Here is an 18763-nt window from a genome sequence, read left to right on the forward strand (position 1 = left end):
CATCAATGTCTTTGTCCACGAATGATAATGTACAGATTAGGCCTTGTTTATTGGTGATAATGGGTGTTTCGGGATGTGGAAAAACGACATTGGCAAAAGGTTTGGATCAGTATCTTGACTGGCCTTTTCAGGAAGGGGACTCTTTTCATTCACAACATAATATCCAGAAAATGTCAGAAGGCAAACCTCTAACAGATAGCGATCGTTGGCCATGGCTGGAAAAATGTCATGCATGGTTGAAGGCATGTGCGGAAGAACATGGTGGGAAAGGGGTGTTAACATGTTCCGCCCTAAAAAGATCCTATCGTGATTTCTTGCGCAAGGGCATTAGGAAACCTTTCTATTTTGTAAATTTAAAAGTTCCATATGATGTTCTTCTTCAACGTATTGAAAAACGTGAAGGGCATTTTATGCCCGCAAGTTTACTGGATACACAGCTGAAAAGCTTTGAACCGCTCCAGGTGGATGAGCCTCATATAGAAATTGACATGTCCCATCCGCTTGAAACGGTTATTCGAGATACACTAATGAAATTACAGCAACTTTAGTTAAAAGCTGGCAGTCAGGGCGATATTAAAAGAACGACCCAGACCAGGCAGGGCACGCAATTCGTTAGTTGTGATTAAATCCCCTAAGGACATTCCTCCCAAAGGAAGATAATATTTTTTGTTGGCGATATTTTCTATGCTTGCATCTAGGCGAAGCATACGCCATGTATAACTCCCCCCGATATTGAACAAAACATAGCCAGGTGTTTTCGGTTCACGACGCATAGGGTCAACCTGACTTTTTGTATTGACGAAATTTGCCTCAATCCTGCCAGTCCATGGACCAAAATATTCATTAAGGCTTATCATTCCATTTAATGGCATCATGTGATAAAGGCTGTTGTGATTGGTTCGATCTTGACCCATAACCCAGTTGATATTTCCTTTCAATATGCCTTGACCATATTTCTTATTGTTCCATAATTTATAGGATTCAGCAGTGTTAATTCCATAGATTTGGGCGTTATGATTATCAAACTGTAATTTTGAGACAGTTGTATTTTGACGTGTTCGCATACTCCCAAGGTAATTAACGTTGATGTAATGGTGAATATAGGTATAGAAGGGTTGAACTTTGACCTCCCATATATCCTGGTGTGGATCGTGAAAGTCAAAGGTTGTGCTGACGGTATTGCCTACTTCCGGTTTGAGGTTGAGATTGCCGATATAACCATTTCCATCACCAAACCAGCCAATCATGCGCATGGCCATTGGAGATGTGCCCCAAGTATAACGTTCATATAAATTTGGAGAACGACTTTTCCGAGCATACCCACCTTCCCAGGTAAAGGATTTATTGACTGTCCATCGTGCCATGGCTGTAACATCAAAATTGGTATCGGTATGGCCACGGTTTGCAGTATTGAAATTATGAATGGCTTTCCGTTCCTCGGCATTTATTCCATTGATGCCTTGGTATCCAGATATTCTCCCTGTATTCATCATGACCAGATCATTTCGAAAACCGAGAAGGGTTGTGACTTTTGGGGTCCATTGGGCTTCCCATTCAGCAAAATTTCCCAATCGATCCCGATGGCCATTATTGATATTGTGATAGGTATGAGGTCCCATCATCATGTTTTTTTGTAGGGGGGGCCACCAGTCATTTAAACCTGAATGATCGAAAGAGCTGCCAATCCGTAACGTGTTATGATTATCTATGAATACCGTTGCCTTAACATTATATCCAGCTGTACGACCATCAATGTTCATGGGCATTCCTTTCGTGGCGGAATGGCCGCCTTTATTGCTGAGCATATTCATGGCATGGGTGACACGTTGCCAATAGCCTCTTGCTTCAATTGTTCCCCAATCGAAGTCACCCTTATATTTTCCATTGACAAAAATGGAGCGATTATTGGTCATATCCATATATTGATTGGGAAAACCTTCATAGGGTGTGTCAGATTGTCCATAGGTCAAAGAGAATAAATGGTTATCTTTTTTATAACCTAGGGTCACATCATGATTGAATGTTTTATAAGCAGAAGAATATACTTTTCCACCTCCGCTGCCTGCATGATAATTGCGGGATTGAGACCATGACCCGTTATAGCGGAGACTTAAATGTTTATTGGCAACAGTAATGTTTCCAGCAGTTCCTACGCCTGAACCATTACTATGATAAAAGCTTGAGACTTCTCCTTTGATGAGAATTTTTTTGTTTTTTTCTGCAAAAAGAGGATCTTTTCGTTGGATATCAATTGATCCGGCCAGGCTGTCCCCTCCCATACTTACGGGTGTGATACCGGCAATGATTTTGGCTGTTGCAACATCATGGGGATTAAGATAGGAAATGGCAGGATTCATATGGTTTGGACAATCCCCATTGATACGCATACCATCAATGAACGTGGCCACCCGATTATCCGCCATTCCGTTAATTACGGGTAAAGAGGCAATACGACCCGCACCATATTGACTGATACCCATTTGATTTTTGAAAAGATCCATTGGGTTTGGACTGTTATTAACAATATCCTTTAATTTATTCTTTTTTAAAAAAATTGAATTGGGTGGATTTGTGGAAAAGTCTGGGATGTCTTCTGATTCAATATGTATTTCTGGAACTGGTGCAGTGGTATTGGTTCTTGAAAGAGAGGTTTTATTTTGTGTAATGTTTTTTTGTGCTTTTCCATTAAAGGGGTAAAGAGAACACAATAATAAAAAAAGGTAAAATTTACATGTACAATGCCATCGATAAGACATAGATTAACCTGATATAATAATGATAAAGGAATAATTTGGTCATAATATCTGTATGACCATTAGAACTATCAGTGTTAATAAAGGGGTGGTGCACGGGGTAGTTGCGTATTCAAGGGTAATATCGGGGGAGGTTGAGCCTGATAAACCTTGCGCTTCAAAAAAAGATGAATAATTGTCAATTGGGGAAAGATAAGTAATAAATTTAACAAGGGGTTTGGAACAGCCAATCCATTACAGAGGGGACAAACAAAGATTCCATGATGTTGTTGATTGTGTTGGGAGTGTTGATCCGTTTTCTTGCTTATCTTAGAGTGGGAGAAAGTGGCAGTGTCACACATCGTCATTGACATGTATGCATGCTGATTTTGCATCATTGGACAATGCCAAAGCGAGGTAAATGTAAAAGGTAAAAGAATTAAATGACTTATAAACAGAAACAGGACAATAATAACAGAATATAAAGATACAGGATAAGAATCTTTATTTTTTTTTACCCATATATTTGTTGTAGAGGATAAAATCATTAATGCCTTGGTCAAGTATTGAAGATCATCATTATTTATTTGATTAAAATTATGGACAAAGTCAAATTTCTTTTTAGTATTTGAATGTTTTGTTTTATAGATAGAATAGAATAAAGGCTCTTTACCTCTAATATATTTGAGCAAATATGGCATCAAGGATTATGAAACAGGAACCTATCTGTCCTTCTCTGAATCAGAAAACGATTTTATCATCATTTCCAAAAAGGACGTTAGTTTTTTCCGAACATGTCAATTCAGTAGGGATAGAGCTGGCCTGTACGGTTGCTGTTCTATTTAATATAATTGTTTTCCTGCTAATGTTTTTTTGTTTACATGTAAAGAAAGAAGTTTTCCCACTCTCTTCAATGGTCGTGGTTCAATTTCAAGAAGGGATGAAATCTCTTTCCTCATTGGATGCAATTGCAGAAAATAAAACGGATGATCTGAAGGCAGTAACCATCCCCGTGGCCAGAAGTCCTGTCAATGCTTTGCCAGCCATGAACGTATTGCAAAAAATTTCAGTGCCAACCACTCAGGACCAATCGAGTAATCGTAACATTTCCAAAAATAAAATGGCTGCTCAATCAGCAATGGGACAGCAGAAAAGGCAAGATAGGGGAATGGAGCAGAAAGCCAAACCATCAATACCTTTAGTCAGTCACAACTTTCCATTGCAACGCTGCTCATCACCAAAAAGCACTTATCCCTTGGCTGCCCGTAGAAGACATGAACAGGGTGTTGCAAAGGTTGCATTGCAAATTTTGTCAAATGGACAGGTTGGTCAGGTAAAAATTGTTGAGACAAGTGGTTTTGTTGATTTGGATCGGGCTGCAATCGAGGCAGTCCAACAAATAAAATGCAGTGCACTGGAAGATAATGATACGCTTGTTCAGACAACAACCACGGTTCATTTTGAGTTAAGACACAACTAAAAATATATTAAGTAGTATTCATGTATAATTGAATAATATTTATGATCGGTTCAGCTGATATATATGTTTTTATATTATATAGTTTATTTGGTTATTGCCATTTTATTTTTAAAATTGAAATAGGTTTAAATTAAAAATACTTTTTCGGGAAGATTATCTGAAGTAAGAATATATCAAGAAAGAAAATTCTATCAATGCCTGTTTGGGGTTTATGGATTGATTATTTTCAAACTGTTGGAACCAGAAGACTATAATAAATTGTAACTTAAATTGAGTCATGAAATTCAATTTCATAGATATAATCTTTACTTTGAAACTGTTTGTTTGGTTTATAAAATCCTTGGTTTTAATATTTAATTGAATAAATTAATTTTTGTATCAGAAGGGTGATTATAGATGGAGATGATAAAAACGAAGGCTGCTGTTGCATGGAGAGCCAATCAGCCTCTTTCAATTGAGACAGTTGATTTAATGCCGCCACAAAAAGGGGAAGTTTTAATAAAGATAATTGCAACCAGTGTATGTCATACAGATGCATACACGCTTTCAGGAAAAGATCCTGAAGGTATATTTCCAGCAATATTGGGTCATGAAGGGGCGGGAATTATACAGGCTGTTGGTGAAGGGGTAACAAGTGTTTCTGTTGGTGATCATGTTATACCCTTATATACTCCGGAATGTGGAACATGTGAATATTGTCGTTCTGGTAAAACCAATCTCTGTCAGGCTATTCGTGTCACTCAAGGTCAAGGGTTGATGCCTGATGGTACGAACCGTTTTTTTAAAGACGGCGAACCTATCTATCATTATATGGGAACATCTACATTTTCCGAATATACGGTTGTTCCGGAGATTTCTGTAGCAAAAATCAGTAAACAGGCACCTTTGGAAAAAGTATGTTTATTGGGTTGTGGAATCACAACTGGTATGGGAGCTGTAAAAAATACGGCAAAAGTACAAAAAGGTGATAGTGTTGCAGTTTTTGGGTTGGGTGCGATTGGCTTGTCGGTCATTATGGGAGCCCATATGGCGGGTGCAGGTCGCATTGTCGCAATTGATATTGATTCAGAAAAATTTAAATTGGCTAGGAAGTTAGGTGCTACCGATTTAATAAATCCTAAAGATTATTCCGCCTCAATACAGGAAGTTGTAATTGAAAAAACAAGAGGTGGAGTAGATTTTTCATTTGAATGTATAGGAAACGTTCAGGTAATGCGTTCTGCTCTTGAATGTTGTCACAAAGGTTGGGGAGAATCTGTTATCATTGGTGTTGCCGGGGCAGGTGAGGAAATTTCCACCCGTCCTTTTCAATTGGTGACGGGTCGTGTATGGCGAGGATCCGCATTTGGTGGGGTTAAGGGGCGTTCACAATTGCCTGTTATTGTAAATGATTATCTGCAAGGCAAATTTGTTTTGGAGGATTTTATAACACAAGACTTGGCATTTGATGAGATTAATAGGGCTTTTGATTTATTGCATCAGGGAAAGGCTATTCGAACTGTTTTACATTACTAGTTTCAGATAGGTTTGACAGGAAATATTATGAAATATGTTGAATTGGAAACTCATCAATCTTTTGGTGGACAGCAAAAACGGTTCAGACACTGGTCAGTCACACTGGACTGCGAAATGAGTTATTCAGTTTACTTGCCACCTGATTACAGGAATACAACTTTACCTATATTATACTGGCTTTCCGGTTTAACTTGTAATGACCAGAATTTTGTGACTAAGGCAGGGGCGCAAAAATATGCTGCAGAATTGGGAATTATACTGGTTGTCCCTGATACAAGTCCCCGAGGTGATATAATTCCTGACGCGCCTTCTTATGATCTGGGACAGGGAGCGAGTTTTTACGTTAATGCGACACAAGAACCCTGGAAACAAAATTATCAAATGTTTGATTATATTTCCATTGAGCTTCCCAAATTGATCAAGCGACAATTTAAATCGAATGGCAGGCAATCTATTGCTGGACATTCAATGGGTGGTCATGGTGCTTTGATGTTTGCCCTAAAACATCCTGGTCGATTTTGTTCGGTTTCGGCTTTTGCACCAATTGTTAATCCAATGCAGGTGCCGTTTGGGCGTAAGGCATTTTATCATTATCTTGGAGATAGCAAGGAAACTTGGCAAGTCTATGATAGCTGTTTTCTAATGGAGCATTATATTGACCAACCCTTTCCCATATTGATTGATCAGGGAACAAAGGATGAATTTTTATTAAAACAGTTAAAACCAGAAATTTTGGAAACTGTTGCCCTCAAAAAGAATTGGCCGTTTCAATTGCGATGGCAGAAAGATTATGATCACAGCTATTTTTTTGTTTCAAGTTTTATCCGTGATCATTTGTTATTTCATTATAGATATTTAAAGTAAATATATGTGAATAATCATATCAAGAATTTATGCAGTTTCACGTTTTTTGAAATGAGGACAGTTTGTATAAACTATATTTAATGGATTATTGATTCAAGGGTCTCCACAATCCGATGCGTTTCTGTTCCTGTTTGAATGGAGGTTCTATATTTTCCCTCTGGATCCATGAGAATGAACTGATCATAAGGTTCAACAAGGCTTATATCACTATTGATTGGCGCTTTTTTGATGGAAACATGATAAAGAATTGAAATATCACGAAGCGCCAGTTCACCACCGGTCAGGGCTATAATTTTATCATTATAGGTTTTCATACTTAACATCAGACGGCTGGGTGTATCATAGTTAGAATCAAAGGATATGAAAATTGGAACAAGTTGAGATGCTTTATTCTCTAAATGGTTAATGATCTCACCCATTTTTATAAGATCCTTACGACATTGATTATGCGGGCAACGTGTTGCACCGAAATACATCAACATCCATTTTCCCCTGAATATTCCGTCATTGACGATACTTCCTGCAGGGCTGATAAGTTGAAAACCCCCTCCGATTATATTGGAATTTTCAGGCGCAACGGCTGTATGATTGGCAGTGAATTTAATCCCGAGGAACATCATGCCAATAATGAAAGCGATAAATAGGAATGAAATAATCCAAATAGATTTTTTTTGATTTTGTGGCATGATTTAATGTGCTTCTGCCCAGTTTTTACCTATTCCAGCCTCAACAACAAGGGGAATGGAAAGATTAACAGTGTTTTCCATTGTTTGCTTTACAAGATTAACGAATGTTTCAGCATAATCTGTTCGCACTTCAAAAAGCAACTCGTCATGAACTTGTAATAACATGCTTACGGGGAGTTTTTTTTCTGTGATGATTTTGTCCATATCCCGCATTGCGCATTTTATAATGTCGGCGGCGCCCCCCTGAATAGGAGCATTTATGGCTTGGCGTTCGGCATAAGCCTTTTGTGGACCTTTGCTATTTTTAATTCCAGCAATCCAGCATTTTCTGCCAAAAGGTGTTAGAACAAATCCCTTTTCCTTTGCCTCTTCCTGGGTATTTTGCATATATGCCCTTATTTCAGGGTAACGTTTAAAATAGGTCTCAATATATTGTTTGGCATCAGATGATGAAACATTCAATTGTTTGGCTAACCCAAAGGCACTAATTCCATAAATAATACCAAAATTGATTGCTTTGGCCTGTCGACGCAGCAAAGGTTGCATTTCATTGATTGGAACGTCAAAGACCTCTGAGGCTGTACGGGCATGAATATCCTCATTATGAATAAAGGATTCTTTTAATTGGGGAATATTTGCAACATGTGCAAGAAGCCTCAATTCTATTTGTGAATAATCTGCGGAAACAAGAACATGGCCAGGCTTGGCAATAAATGCTTCCCTGATTTTTCCACCGTCTTCTGTTCGAATAGGTATATTTTGTAAATTGGGATCATTGGAAGACAAACGTCCCGTAACGGTTCCAACCATATTAAAGCTGGTATGTACACGTTTTGTTTCCGGGTTTATTTCCTTAACCAAGGCATCCGTATAGGTGGATTTAAGTTTCGCCAATTGTCGCCAAGCCAGCAGTTTTTCAGCAATCTCGTAACCCTGATCGCTAAGTTCTTGTAATACCTTGACATCTGTTCCCCATGTACCAGATTTCATACGTTTTCCACCAGGCAACTTCATCTGGTCAAAAAGGATCTCCCCAAGCTGTTTTGGTGAGGCCAAATTGAATTCTTCACCGGAAACATGATAGATTTCTTTTTCTTTTTCTGACATTTTTTCGGTGAAAGTAGTAGAAAGCTTTTGAAGAAGGGAAGCGTCAATCATAATTCCATTTTGTTCCATCCTGGTCAGGATTGGAATTAGGGGACGTTCTATTTCTTCATAAAGACCTAGAACATGTGCGGTTCTTAATTGAGGTCGCAATATTTCCCATAAACGCAAAGTAACATCTGCATCTTCACCTGCATAGGTTGTTGCCTCTTCAATTGAAACTTGCGCAAAAGGGATACGTTTACGACCGGTTCCGGTTAATGCATCATAAGATATTGTTTGATGATTCAAATAGCGTTTTGCCAGTTCATCCATTCCATGTCTGTGCTCTCCTGCCGCTAGGTTGTAAGAAATAATCATTGTGTCATCATAGGGGGCAGGTTGCGGGAACCCGTTATGTTCCAAAACAAGAAAATCATACTTTGCATTATGAAAAATCTTGAGGATGGAAGGATCTGTTAGAATGGGGCTAAGATACTGAATGACATTTTTTAATGAAATTTGTTCTGGTTTTAATAATTCTCCATCTATTTGATGATTGATGGGAATATAACAGGCTTTACCCGGGGCTACAGCTATGGAAATCCCGATTAGATTTGCCTGTAATGCATTAAGGTTGTCGGTTTCAGTATCCACGGCACAAAAATGGGTTGTTTGAATTCGGTGAATCCATTTCTGTAATTGCGTGTTATTGAGAATGGTCTCATACTGATGATACGGGGCGGTAAGAACCGCTTTGTTTGGTTCGAGACCGGTATGTGTTTCCTGTCTGCGAGATGTATGAGGAATGTCGTTTGTATTATGAGAATTTTTTGTCCAGCGATTTAATATGGAGCGGAATCCATGTTTTTGAAGCCATGCTGTAACTTTTTTAGGATCAGCCTTGCAACAATTTAACTGATCAATCGGGGTGGGTAGAGGAATATCATCTTTTAGCTGAACAAGTTGATATGAAATTCGTGCATTTTCCTTGTTGGTTTCAAGATTATCGCGCCGTTTGGAGGGTTTCATCATAGGAATGGCAGCAAGGATATCCTCCAATTGTCCATATTCATGAATTAAAGCGGCTGCCGTTTTGGGACCTATGCCAGGAACTCCAGGGACATTATCTACCGGGTCTCCCATCAATGCTTGTAAGGAAATCATATCTGTTGGGGACACACCAAATTTAGCTTGTACCTCTTCAATCTTGATGATTTTTTCCTTGATAGGATCCTGCATTTGAATATGTTCGTTGATTAATTGCATCAGATCCTTATCGGAAGAAATAATTGTACATTTGCCCCCATCTGCCACGATTGCTTTTGCGTAACTTGCAATAAGATCATCAGCTTCCCATCCTGCCATTTCAATTGTTGGTAATCCCAGAATTTCAGAGGCTTCCCGAACAAGTGAAAACTGGGGAATAAGCTCTTCAGGAGGAGAGGGTCTATGTGCTTTATAAGCTGGATAAATTTCATTCCTGAAGGTTTTTCTTCCTGCATCAAAAATTACAGCCATATGACTGGCCACACGATCACGGATTAGTTTTATCATCATGTTAGTAAAACCATAAACCGCGTTGACAGGTATTCCTGATGGATCAGTCATTAAGGGAATGGCATGAAAAGCACGAAAAATAAACCCGGATCCATCAATGAGGATTAAGTGTTTTTGATTTGATGCAGAAGATGAAGTCATGAAAGATGTTAATTTGATTCAGATGGTTTATAGACAAATGATTTTGAGCAATAAGGACAGGTTGCCTGTCCGTTTTTTAGTTTTAGAAAAACCCGTGGATGACCGAACAGTGTGTGATTACCCTCACAAGCAACGGTTTGGGAGGACGTATAAATGGTTTCAATAGGTTTTGCCGGTAAGGTTGTTGTAGAATCTTTTTCTAAATTCATGAATATACCCTTGTTAAGTGGTTCAGAACTTGTCATTTATAAAAATAAAATTTATCTTGGACAAATATGTTTTTCTTAAATCGTTTAAGTTCTGTCTATTTACATAAAGCTTGCTATTTTTTTCTGATCGGAATTTATTTCCTGACCCAACATTGTAATATAGCCTATGCAGAAGTTAAAGTGAATAGTTCTGTTTTGAATACATCCTCTATCGGTTCTGATCCCTATGCACGTTATAAAAAGCTGATTTCTCCTGATTTGTGGTGGGAAATGTCGGATCATGCCCGTATTCCTGTGCGTATATGGCGGGCAATACAACAAAAAGCAATTATCTTGGCTTTACATGGATTTAATGATAGTCGCGATGCGTGGGAAGATTCAGCAGATCATTTTGTTAAGTCAGGTGTAACTTTATATTCCCCGGATCAGAGAGGATTTGGACAAGCACCGTTAAGAGGGAATTGGGCGGGTAGCCGTCGGATGATTGACGATATTATTGAGGAAATATCATTTTTAAAAACTCGATATCCCGATACACCCTTGTATGTGATGGGAGAGAGTATGGGGGGGGCTGTCGCCATGTGTTTGGCCTCACGTCCTAATGTTCCAAAAGTCGATGGTTATATTTTACTGGCCCCAGCCGTGTGGGGTCATAAACAGCTGGGACTGGTTGCCGATGTTATCTTGCGCATGATCAATACGATCGCCCCGAATTGGCGGTTAAGTGGAAAAAGCGCCCCGGTAACCATCAGGGCAAGTGATAATGATGAATCCCTGTTACGTTTGTATTTTGATCCGTTATCATTGCATAAAGCCCGTGTAAAGGCATTGTATGGGTTGGTCAATTTGATGAGCAAGGCTGCAAAGGCTGCTCCTTATATTCATTCTCCAATCCTTGTAATGTATGGTGATATGGATCAGCTCATCCCTGATTCTTCAATGAAAAAGGTCTGGCGACAATTTCCTTCTTGGGTAAGAAAGGATTATATTCCTGGAGGATATCATTTATTGTTGCGTGGTAGAAATAGAAACATTGTGGTGCAGGATATACTGAGCTGGATTTTTAGTCCGGATCAGTTTTTGCCATCAGGTGGAGATATTTCAACCTCCACATGGTTATCGATTGAGGGAAAGGAAAAAATACCGGTTTATTTGCCAAGCCAGGTTGATAATTTTATTAAAAAATAAAAGTCTCTATATCTTATGGGTGATAGTGCAATAACAGCTTGCCGGCTAGCCTTGGAGGAGAACAGCTCCAGCAGTCCGATTGGTGGCCGTATCTACCAAAATGGCTGCACCCACATCTTTTGCCTGGTTATAGGGTAAAACCGGAATTGGCTGTTGCAAGGTTAGGGAAACTTGTCCAATACTGTTTTTCTGTAAATCCTTGGCAGGTTCTTTTTCCAGATTATGTATATTTAGATGATTATGAATCGATGAGATTTTCGCCTTGATCCAGCGGTGACCATGTTTCAACCAATAAAGTCTTCCAATAATCAAAGGTTCGTCATCCAACCATGCCAGGGTGACTTGGACCTCTTTTTGTAATGGAGATATGGAAGGAGAGGTTATCCAGTCCCCTCGGGAAATGTCTATTTCCCGGTCAAGAATTAATCCAACGGATTTACCCGCTTCAGCACAGGGTATTTCGTTTTGTAGTGCATCGGCAAAAATCTTAGCAATTTTTGCTTTTAGTCCAGAAGGTTGCACAATAATTTCATTTTCTGGCTTGACAGCTCCTGCCGCTATTTTCCCCCAAAAAATTCTTTGACCATGTTGGGTGGGGCTGGATTGGGTTTCAGATAGTTTTTGTACATATTGGACAGGGAAATATAAAGGACATTTGACAATATGTTGTTGGGAGGGAAGTTCGGTCAAGGCGTCTAAAAGACAGGGACCGTGATAGACATTTTCACATAAGCGATATCTTTCGTTATCAGCTATAGTGGAGATGATATTATAACCTTTTAATGCTGAAATGGGTATGATGTGCGTAACAGGTATATTTGCTTCCTGAGTGAATTTTTTTAGTGCTTTTTTAATATGCACAAAGGCAATATCGGGATTTTTGACAGCATCAAGTTTATTGATGGCGAAAAGCAGCGAAGGGACTTTTAATAGGTTGGCAAGTAATGTGTGTCGACGGGTTTGAGGCAACAAGTCAACATTTTCCATCTCCCAGTTTAATTTTGTCGCATCGACCAAAATGACGGCAGCGTCACTATTGCTGGCGGCGGTTACCATGTTTCTTGTGTATTGTTCATGACCTGGTGCGTCCGCGATAATGAATTTACGAGTTGGTGTGGTAAAATAACGGTATGCCACATCGATTGTAATACCTTGTTCTCGTTCAGCTTGTAATCCATCTGTAAGCCGGGCGAGATCGTAGGAACGGTCTGTCGAAAACTGTTGTTGTATACCAGATAGTTGATCGGCAAGAATTGCCTTGCTATCGAGTAATAAACGGCCGATTAATGTGCTTTTGCCATCGTCAACGTTTCCGGCGGTCAGGAATTTTAATGTATGATGTGAATGAGAGGTGGAATTTACGGGAGAAGATATCATGATGCATTCCTTAAGAAATAAAAACGGGGATAGAGAGATCAGAAATAACCTTCAAGTTTACGTTTTTCCATTGAGGCTTCTGAGGTCTGGTCATCCATACGGGTTGCACCACGTTCACTGATCGTGACGGTAGCTGTTTCCCTGACAATATCGCGTGCTGTTTTTGCATTGCTTTCAATAGGGCAAGTACAGGTCATGTCACCGACCGTGCGAAAGCGGACAGTTTTGGTAAGAATTTCTTCATCTTGTTTAGGCTGTGTTACCTCTGTTACAGGAACAAGCAACCCTTTTCGGGGAATGACTTGCCGTTGATGAGCGTAGTAAAGGCTGGGTAAGGGAATATTTTCCTGTTCGATATAACGCCATACATCATATTCCGTCCAGTTAGAGATTGGAAAAACACGGAAATTTTCACCCGGATGAATTCTGGTATTGAATATGTTCCATAATTCTGGCCGTTGATCTTTGGGTTGCCATTGACCAAAAGAATCCCTGTGTGAAAAAATTCTTTCCTTGGCACGAGCCTTTTCTTCGTCACGGCGGGCCCCTCCAATTAATGCATCAAAACCAAATTCCTCTATAGCCTCCAACAATGTTACTGATTGATGGGGATTACGGCTTTCCAAAGGATGAGATAGCCTCACCGTACCTCGTTTCATTGATTCTTCTACTGATCGAATTATTAAATTTGCCTTTAATTCTTTTGCTCTCTGATCACGAAATTGGATGACTTCTGGGAAATTATGTCCTGTATCGATCATAAGAAGCGGAAAGGGGAAGCGTCCCTGCCCAAAGGCTTTTTCAGCCAGCCTTAATAAAATACATGAATCCTTGCCGCCAGAAAATAACAGGGCTGGTTTTTCGAAGGAACCAGCCACTTCACGCATAATGAATATGGCCTCTTCTTCCAGATCATTTAAGGCAGGGTTCGAGGATGATATGAGAAAATTCATGATAAAATGACCATAATTAAAATATGTTAAGACTGATGAGATTTGAGAGAAATGGGTGCACTCACATGAAGACCACATTCCTTCGCTTCATCATGTTCCCACCACCAGCGTCCAGCTCTGAAATCTTCGCCAAGAGTGATGGCGCGAGTGCATGGTTCGCAGCCAATACTGACAAAAAAATGATCATGAAGCGTATTGTAGGGAACGCGATATGTTTTAACGTAGTACCACACATCTCCATTTGTCCAGTCAAGTAAAGGGTTTAGCTTTACTTCAGGTTGATCATTCCCTTTGTTTTCAGGTTCAACTGCTTGAAGATTGGCCCGGAAATTTGATTGTTCCTTGCGTAATCCTGTAATCCAACCTTTATAGTTTCGTAAAAGGTCGGTCAGGGGGACCAGTTTTCTGATGTGACAACATTCTTTACGAAGCTCAGTTGATCGATAAATCGCTTTTTCACCATTTTTTTGAACATAATTCTGGATTGTTCTTTTGTTTGGATAATAGCTTTTTATTTTTATACTATAATGAATTTCAGCTTGTCTTTTTAAGGCTAGCGTTTGAGGATGCAGTTTTAGTGTATCCAGCATGGAAACCTGAATGGGTAAATCAAGCTGATGGATAAGATCTGTGATTACCATATCCTCCACCCCTAAACTGGTTGCCTGAACCAATGGTGAATAATCCCGATTTATTTTTTGCAGGAATGATCTTGTTTGTTCGAGCTTCTGTTCATATTGCTCGCTTGGATGTTTGGAATAGAATTCAAGTGGTGTCATCGTAAACTGTTACCTAAGTTGATATAATAATTCTGTTATTAGGAATTTGAAAAAGATGCGGTTAGAAATTCTGGTGTTAATGACTAAACAGGATAATCTGCAGTAGGGGGCTGATCCATGGTAAAACTATTCCTCAAATTACTTTAATTAACTGTAAAATATAGAATATTTTCAATTTATGCAATATAATTTGTATTATTTAAGTAAATAAAGTCAATTAATAACTATAAAATATTGTATATTTTATTTATAGTTTATTGATTTATATATAAAATTTATAATTTTCTTGTATATATTCATATTTCAAAATCTAAAATTGGCTTAAAATAAATAATTTGGCCTTTTTTTAGATTCTGAATTTTTGGAATTGTTTTTGGAATTTGGGCTTCAATGTAAGAGGTGCATTGTTGAGGTTTTAAAACTAGTTTCAGTAAAGCACCAAGGGGTCGTATATCGATGACTTCTGCTGGATAGTATCCTATAGGGGATATATCGTTAATTTGTATATCAATTTCATAGGGACGAAAGTTAAAGCTTTTTTCCCCAATGCGTAAATTATTCGAATCGCCCAGAAAATTATAGACAAAATCATTGGTCGGATTATTGAGGATTTCAATTGGGGAGCCAATTTGTTCAATGACACCCCTATTCATGATGACAACACGATCAGCAATTTCCATGGCCTCCTCCTGATCATGCGTTACAAAAATGGTTGTCAGGTAAATGTCTTGATGAAACTGGGTTAGCCAACGTCGTAATTCTCTTCGGACCTTTGTATCAAGAGCGGAAAAAGGTTCATCCAGTAATAGAATTTTGGGATTTATGGCTAGGGTACGCGCCAGGGCAATTCTTTGGCATTGTCCGCCGGAGAGTTCATGTGGATAATGATTGGCCACATGTTCAAGTTGTACCATTTCCAGAAGAAATTGAGCTTTTTTCGTGATTTCTTTGGGGGAAAGCCTTACTTTTTTTGGTTTAATGCGTAGACCAAACGCAATATTGTCAATAACTTTCATATGTGGGAATAAAGCGAAATTCTGGAATACATACCCAATATGTCGATTACGAATATCTTCCTTGCTTATATCCTGGTTTTCAAAAAAGATGTGTCCCGAGGTGGGCAATTCCAAACCTGCAATAATTCGTAACAGGCTTGTTTTTCCACATCCCGATGGTCCTAGGAGTGCAACAAGCTCACCTTTTTCAATGGTGAGGTTTATATCATTGAGTGCATGATAATGATTGAACCATTTATTGAGATGAGATATCTGAATACCCATTTTAACTATTTCCCTTCTTTTGGGACGGTTTAAGTTGTTTCTCACACCAATATCTTAGAATGAGAATGAATAGGGCCATGATAAGAAGGAGAATGGAAATACTGAATGCGGCCGCGGCATTATATTCATTATATAAAATCTCGATATGAAGGGGTAAGGTATTGGTCAGGCCTTGTATATGGCCTGAAACAATTGAAACGGCACCAAATTCTCCCATGGCACGGGCGGTACACATAACAATACCATACAGAAATGCCCATTTGATGTTGGGAAATGTTATTTTTTTAAAAATTTGCCATCCTGATGCCCCTAACAAACGGGCGGTTTCCTCTTCTTGATTGCACTGGGTTTGCATTAAGGCGATCAAAGAACGTGCGATAAAGGGAAAAGTCACAAAAATGGTTACAAGAATAATTCCTGGAATTGCATAAATAATTTGTAAGTGATAATGCATTAAAAAAGTATGTAAAATACCTTGCGATCCATAGAGTAAGGTATAAATCAAACCTGCAATCACAGGGGAAATGGAAAAAGGCAGATCGATGAGGGTTAAAAGTATATTTTTCCCTTTGAAATCATATTTGCATAAACACCATCCGGCCATCAGTCCGAAGATTCCATTGAAAAAAACGGCGCAGGAAGTCGCTATTATTGTTAATTTTAGTGCCGCCAGGGCTTCTGACGAAGTACAGGTGACCCAGAAAAAGACAATACCTTTGCCTAAACCTTCAATTAGAATGATAGAAAGGGGTGCGATAAAAATAATTAAAAAAATGAGCCAAGTAATAAAGATAACGCTGTTTTTTTGCCAATTTACAAAAGGTTTGGAGGAATAAAAGGGCATTTATGTATTCCTCTGAAAAATATTAAAAGGGGAAAGCTGGGATGTGGATAGAATTAGGCGGTAAGGTTTAAAATGTTTTTGGAACAGGTTGAAAAAAAATAATAAAGAAAAAGAAACCAGCAACATTAAGAGACTGATTACAGTTGCACTCGTATAATCAAACTGGTCAAGTTTTGATACGATTAAGATAGGTAAAATTTCCGTTTTGTAAGGAATATTTGCGGCAATGAACACAACGGAGCCATATTCTCCCAAGCTTCTTGCAACAGAAAGCGAAAAACCGGTAAGCCATGCAGGAAATAAAATGGGGAGAAAGATATATATAAATGTTTGTAAACGGGTTGCACCTAGTGTGTAAGCCGCTTCTTGTAATGAGGGGGGGAACTCTTTTATAACGGGTTGCAAGGTTCTGATTACAAAGGGAATTGTAACGAATATGAGGGCAAGAATAATTCCCAGGGGTGTGTAGGCAACCTTGAAGGGTAAAATTGTACCGAATAAACCGTTGGGCGCATATAAGTCTGTTAATGCAATGCCTGCAATTGCAGTAGGTAATGCCAGGGGAAGATCAATCATTGAATCAATTATTTTTTTTCCCTTGAATTCGTAACGTATTAAATTCCAGGCCAAAAAACCGCCTAGGATAGAGGACAGTAAAGAAGCGCAGAAAGAGGTGTAAAAAGAAAGTTTTAATGCGCTTAATAAGCGTTGATCGGTTAAGATCATGACAAGCTGATGACTATTGATATGGGTGCTGTAAAGAATCAGTCCAACCAATGGTAATAAAACGATAAAGGACAACCAGAAAAGACTGTATCCAAAACTAAGCCAAAACCCTGGAAGAATTGAATATCGGGAAAAAGACATAATTTTTTCCTTATGGCTTTATTGATTAATACTGTGAATGATTTGGTCAAAAATGGCATGATCTTTGAAAAACTTTTGGTTAATCTCTGCCCAGTTTTTGAAGAAATCATTGATCTTTAAAAGATGAAGGGGACGAAACATGATGTAATGGGATGCTATACGTGGATTGATGGGACGATAATAATTTTGAGCGGCAATTTTTTGACCTTCATCGCTGTAAAGCATAAGTAAATAATCTTTTGCTACTTCTCTTGTTTTTTTTTGGTCAATAACAGTATCGATGAGTGCAACGGGGGGTTCCGTTAGGATAGATGTGGATGGGGTTATTACCTCAAATTGTCCTGCCCCTGATTCACGGGTTGCCATATAGGCCTCATTCTCCCAAGAAATAAGTACATCTCCAATGTTGCGTTGGGTAAATGTAAGACTGGCGTTCCTTGCCCCGGTATCAAGTATGGGAACATTTTTATAAAGCTGTTTGACAAAATCATAGGCCTCTTGTGGATCATGATTTTTGGTATAACTGTAAAGCCATGCAGCGAGAAAATTCCATCTTGCCCCACCAGAGGTTTTTGGATTGGGGGTAATTACAGCAATGTCAGGTTTGACAAGATCATTCCAGTCATGGATATGCTTGGGATTACCTTTGCGAACAAGAAAAACAATGGTTGATGTATAAGGAACACTATGATTGGGAAAATTGTCCTGCCAGTTTTTGGTCAGCAAGGGGTGATATTTATTGATTGCATCAATATCTCCGGCAAGAGCTAGTGTGGCAATATCGGCTTGCATACCGTCAATAATGGCCCTGGCCTGCTTTCCTGAACCACTATGGGATTGGTATATTATGACATCCTGACCTGTTTTCTGTTTCCAGTAATGTTGAAAAAAATGGTTATATTGATGAAAGAATTCTCGTGTTGGATCATAGGAAGAATTCAATAGAGTTATGGTTTTAGTACGGGCGGTGGATGTTGTGACGGCAAAAACTGCAATAATCAAAGCTATATATAAGTGTAATGTTTGAGTAATATATCTGAATAAAAACATAGGGATATGGCTTTGAAAGGGGAATAATTACTTGCGTAAATGTGAATATGAACTATTTTAACAAAAAATAAAAGTTAATTTTTAAAAAATATAATAAATTACTTTTTTATAAAGTATTTTAAATCTGTGTAAATATAAATTTTCAGATTTATCTA

Annotated in this window: 17 protein-coding genes; 5 read left to right on the plus strand and 12 right to left on the minus strand. The window is 38.7% G+C overall.

The genetic code is table 11. The annotated features are described in order from the left end of the window. The first annotated feature begins 5 nt into the window (after positions 1–5). Positions 6–548 (plus strand): gluconokinase, encoded by a 543-nt coding sequence (locus tag GN303_RS00535; RefSeq protein WP_110439288.1) that lies wholly within the window; start codon positions 6–8, stop codon positions 546–548. Here GN303_RS00535 and GN303_RS00540 read toward each other — a convergent pair whose 3' ends face one another. Together GN303_RS00540 and GN303_RS00545 are read right to left on the minus strand one after the other, a co-directional pair. Further along, entirely contained in the window at positions 549–2756 is a 2208-nt protein-coding gene (locus GN303_RS00540) for a TonB-dependent receptor (protein WP_110439289.1), read from the minus strand. It lies immediately after the preceding gene. A 74-nt stretch (positions 2757–2830) separates the two neighbouring features. Then, a complete protein-coding gene (locus tag GN303_RS00545; RefSeq protein WP_158523891.1) occupies positions 2831–3280 on the minus strand; it encodes a DUF2946 family protein in 450 nt (149 codons plus the stop codon). Between the two features lie 161 nt (positions 3281–3441). Here GN303_RS00545 and GN303_RS00550 point away from each other — a divergent pair, with 161 nt between their 5' ends. The 3 genes from GN303_RS00550 to fghA all read left to right on the plus strand — a co-directional run bounded on the left by GN303_RS00550 (position 3442) and on the right by fghA (position 6591). Further along, positions 3442–4212 carry an energy transducer TonB gene (locus tag GN303_RS00550; protein ID WP_158523892.1) on the plus strand — a complete coding sequence of 257 codons (771 nt, stop codon included), beginning with the start codon at positions 3442–3444 and terminating at the stop codon, positions 4210–4212. Positions 4213–4617: 405 nt separating this feature from the next. After that, on the plus strand, positions 4618–5727 hold the full coding sequence (locus tag GN303_RS00555; protein ID WP_197037477.1) for an S-(hydroxymethyl)glutathione dehydrogenase/class III alcohol dehydrogenase: 1110 nt from the start codon (positions 4618–4620) through the stop codon (positions 5725–5727). Positions 5728–5754: 27 nt separating this feature from the next. Further along, positions 5755–6591, plus strand: coding sequence for an S-formylglutathione hydrolase (gene fghA, locus GN303_RS00560; RefSeq protein ID WP_110439293.1), 837 nt, complete (start codon positions 5755–5757; stop codon positions 6589–6591). A 77-nt stretch (positions 6592–6668) separates the two neighbouring features. Here fghA and GN303_RS00565 read toward each other — a convergent pair whose 3' ends face one another. From GN303_RS00565 to GN303_RS00575, 3 genes are read right to left on the minus strand one after another with little or no spacing between them, the layout of a single operon-like run. Beyond that, positions 6669–7277, minus strand: coding sequence for an SCO family protein (locus GN303_RS00565; RefSeq protein WP_110439294.1), 609 nt, complete (start codon positions 7275–7277; stop codon positions 6669–6671). A 3-nt stretch (positions 7278–7280) separates the two neighbouring features. Further along, entirely contained in the window at positions 7281–10061 is a 2781-nt protein-coding gene (gene polA / locus GN303_RS00570) for a DNA polymerase I (protein ID WP_110439295.1), read from the minus strand. An 8-nt stretch (positions 10062–10069) separates the two neighbouring features. Further along, the gene (locus tag GN303_RS00575) at positions 10070–10270 is read right to left on the minus strand and encodes a zinc-finger domain-containing protein (protein ID WP_110439296.1); all 201 of its coding nucleotides are present in this window, start codon (positions 10268–10270) and stop codon (positions 10070–10072) included. A gap of 66 nt (positions 10271–10336) precedes the next feature. On the opposite strand from GN303_RS00575, the gene GN303_RS00580 reads away from it, so the two are divergent. Beyond that, positions 10337–11458 carry an alpha/beta fold hydrolase gene (locus GN303_RS00580; protein ID WP_110439297.1) on the plus strand — a complete coding sequence of 374 codons (1122 nt, stop codon included), beginning with the start codon at positions 10337–10339 and terminating at the stop codon, positions 11456–11458. 45 nt (positions 11459–11503) lie between these two features. Here the strand turns inward: GN303_RS00580 and GN303_RS00585 are convergent, their stop codons facing one another. From GN303_RS00585 to GN303_RS00615, 7 genes are all read right to left on the minus strand, one after another. After that, entirely contained in the window at positions 11504–12835 is a 1332-nt protein-coding gene (locus tag GN303_RS00585; protein WP_110439298.1) for a sulfate adenylyltransferase subunit 1, read from the minus strand. Positions 12836–12873: 38 nt separating this feature from the next. Further along, complete coding sequence (gene cysD / locus GN303_RS00590) at positions 12874–13788, minus strand: sulfate adenylyltransferase subunit CysD (RefSeq protein WP_110439299.1); 915 nt, start codon at positions 13786–13788, stop codon at positions 12874–12876. A gap of 26 nt (positions 13789–13814) precedes the next feature. After that, complete coding sequence (locus tag GN303_RS00595) at positions 13815–14567, minus strand: phosphoadenylyl-sulfate reductase (protein ID WP_110439300.1); 753 nt, start codon at positions 14565–14567, stop codon at positions 13815–13817. Positions 14568–14863: 296 nt separating this feature from the next. Beyond that, positions 14864–15847, minus strand: coding sequence for a sulfate/molybdate ABC transporter ATP-binding protein (locus GN303_RS00600; RefSeq protein WP_110439301.1), 984 nt, complete (start codon positions 15845–15847; stop codon positions 14864–14866). Between the two features lies 1 nt (position 15848). Beyond that, positions 15849–16691 carry a sulfate ABC transporter permease gene (locus tag GN303_RS00605; protein ID WP_110439302.1) on the minus strand — a complete coding sequence of 281 codons (843 nt, stop codon included), beginning with the start codon at positions 16689–16691 and terminating at the stop codon, positions 15849–15851. Continuing rightward, on the minus strand, positions 16692–17558 hold the full coding sequence (gene cysT, locus GN303_RS00610) for a sulfate ABC transporter permease subunit CysT (RefSeq protein WP_110439303.1): 867 nt from the start codon (positions 17556–17558) through the stop codon (positions 16692–16694). An 18-nt stretch (positions 17559–17576) separates the two neighbouring features. Beyond that, the gene (locus tag GN303_RS00615; protein WP_110439304.1) at positions 17577–18608 is read right to left on the minus strand and encodes a sulfate ABC transporter substrate-binding protein; all 1032 of its coding nucleotides are present in this window, start codon (positions 18606–18608) and stop codon (positions 17577–17579) included. Positions 18609–18763 lie beyond the last annotated feature (155 nt).

Origin of the sequence: Commensalibacter melissae (genome assembly GCF_009734185.1) — a bacterium.
GTDB classification, from domain to species: domain Bacteria; phylum Pseudomonadota; class Alphaproteobacteria; order Acetobacterales; family Acetobacteraceae; genus Commensalibacter; species Commensalibacter melissae.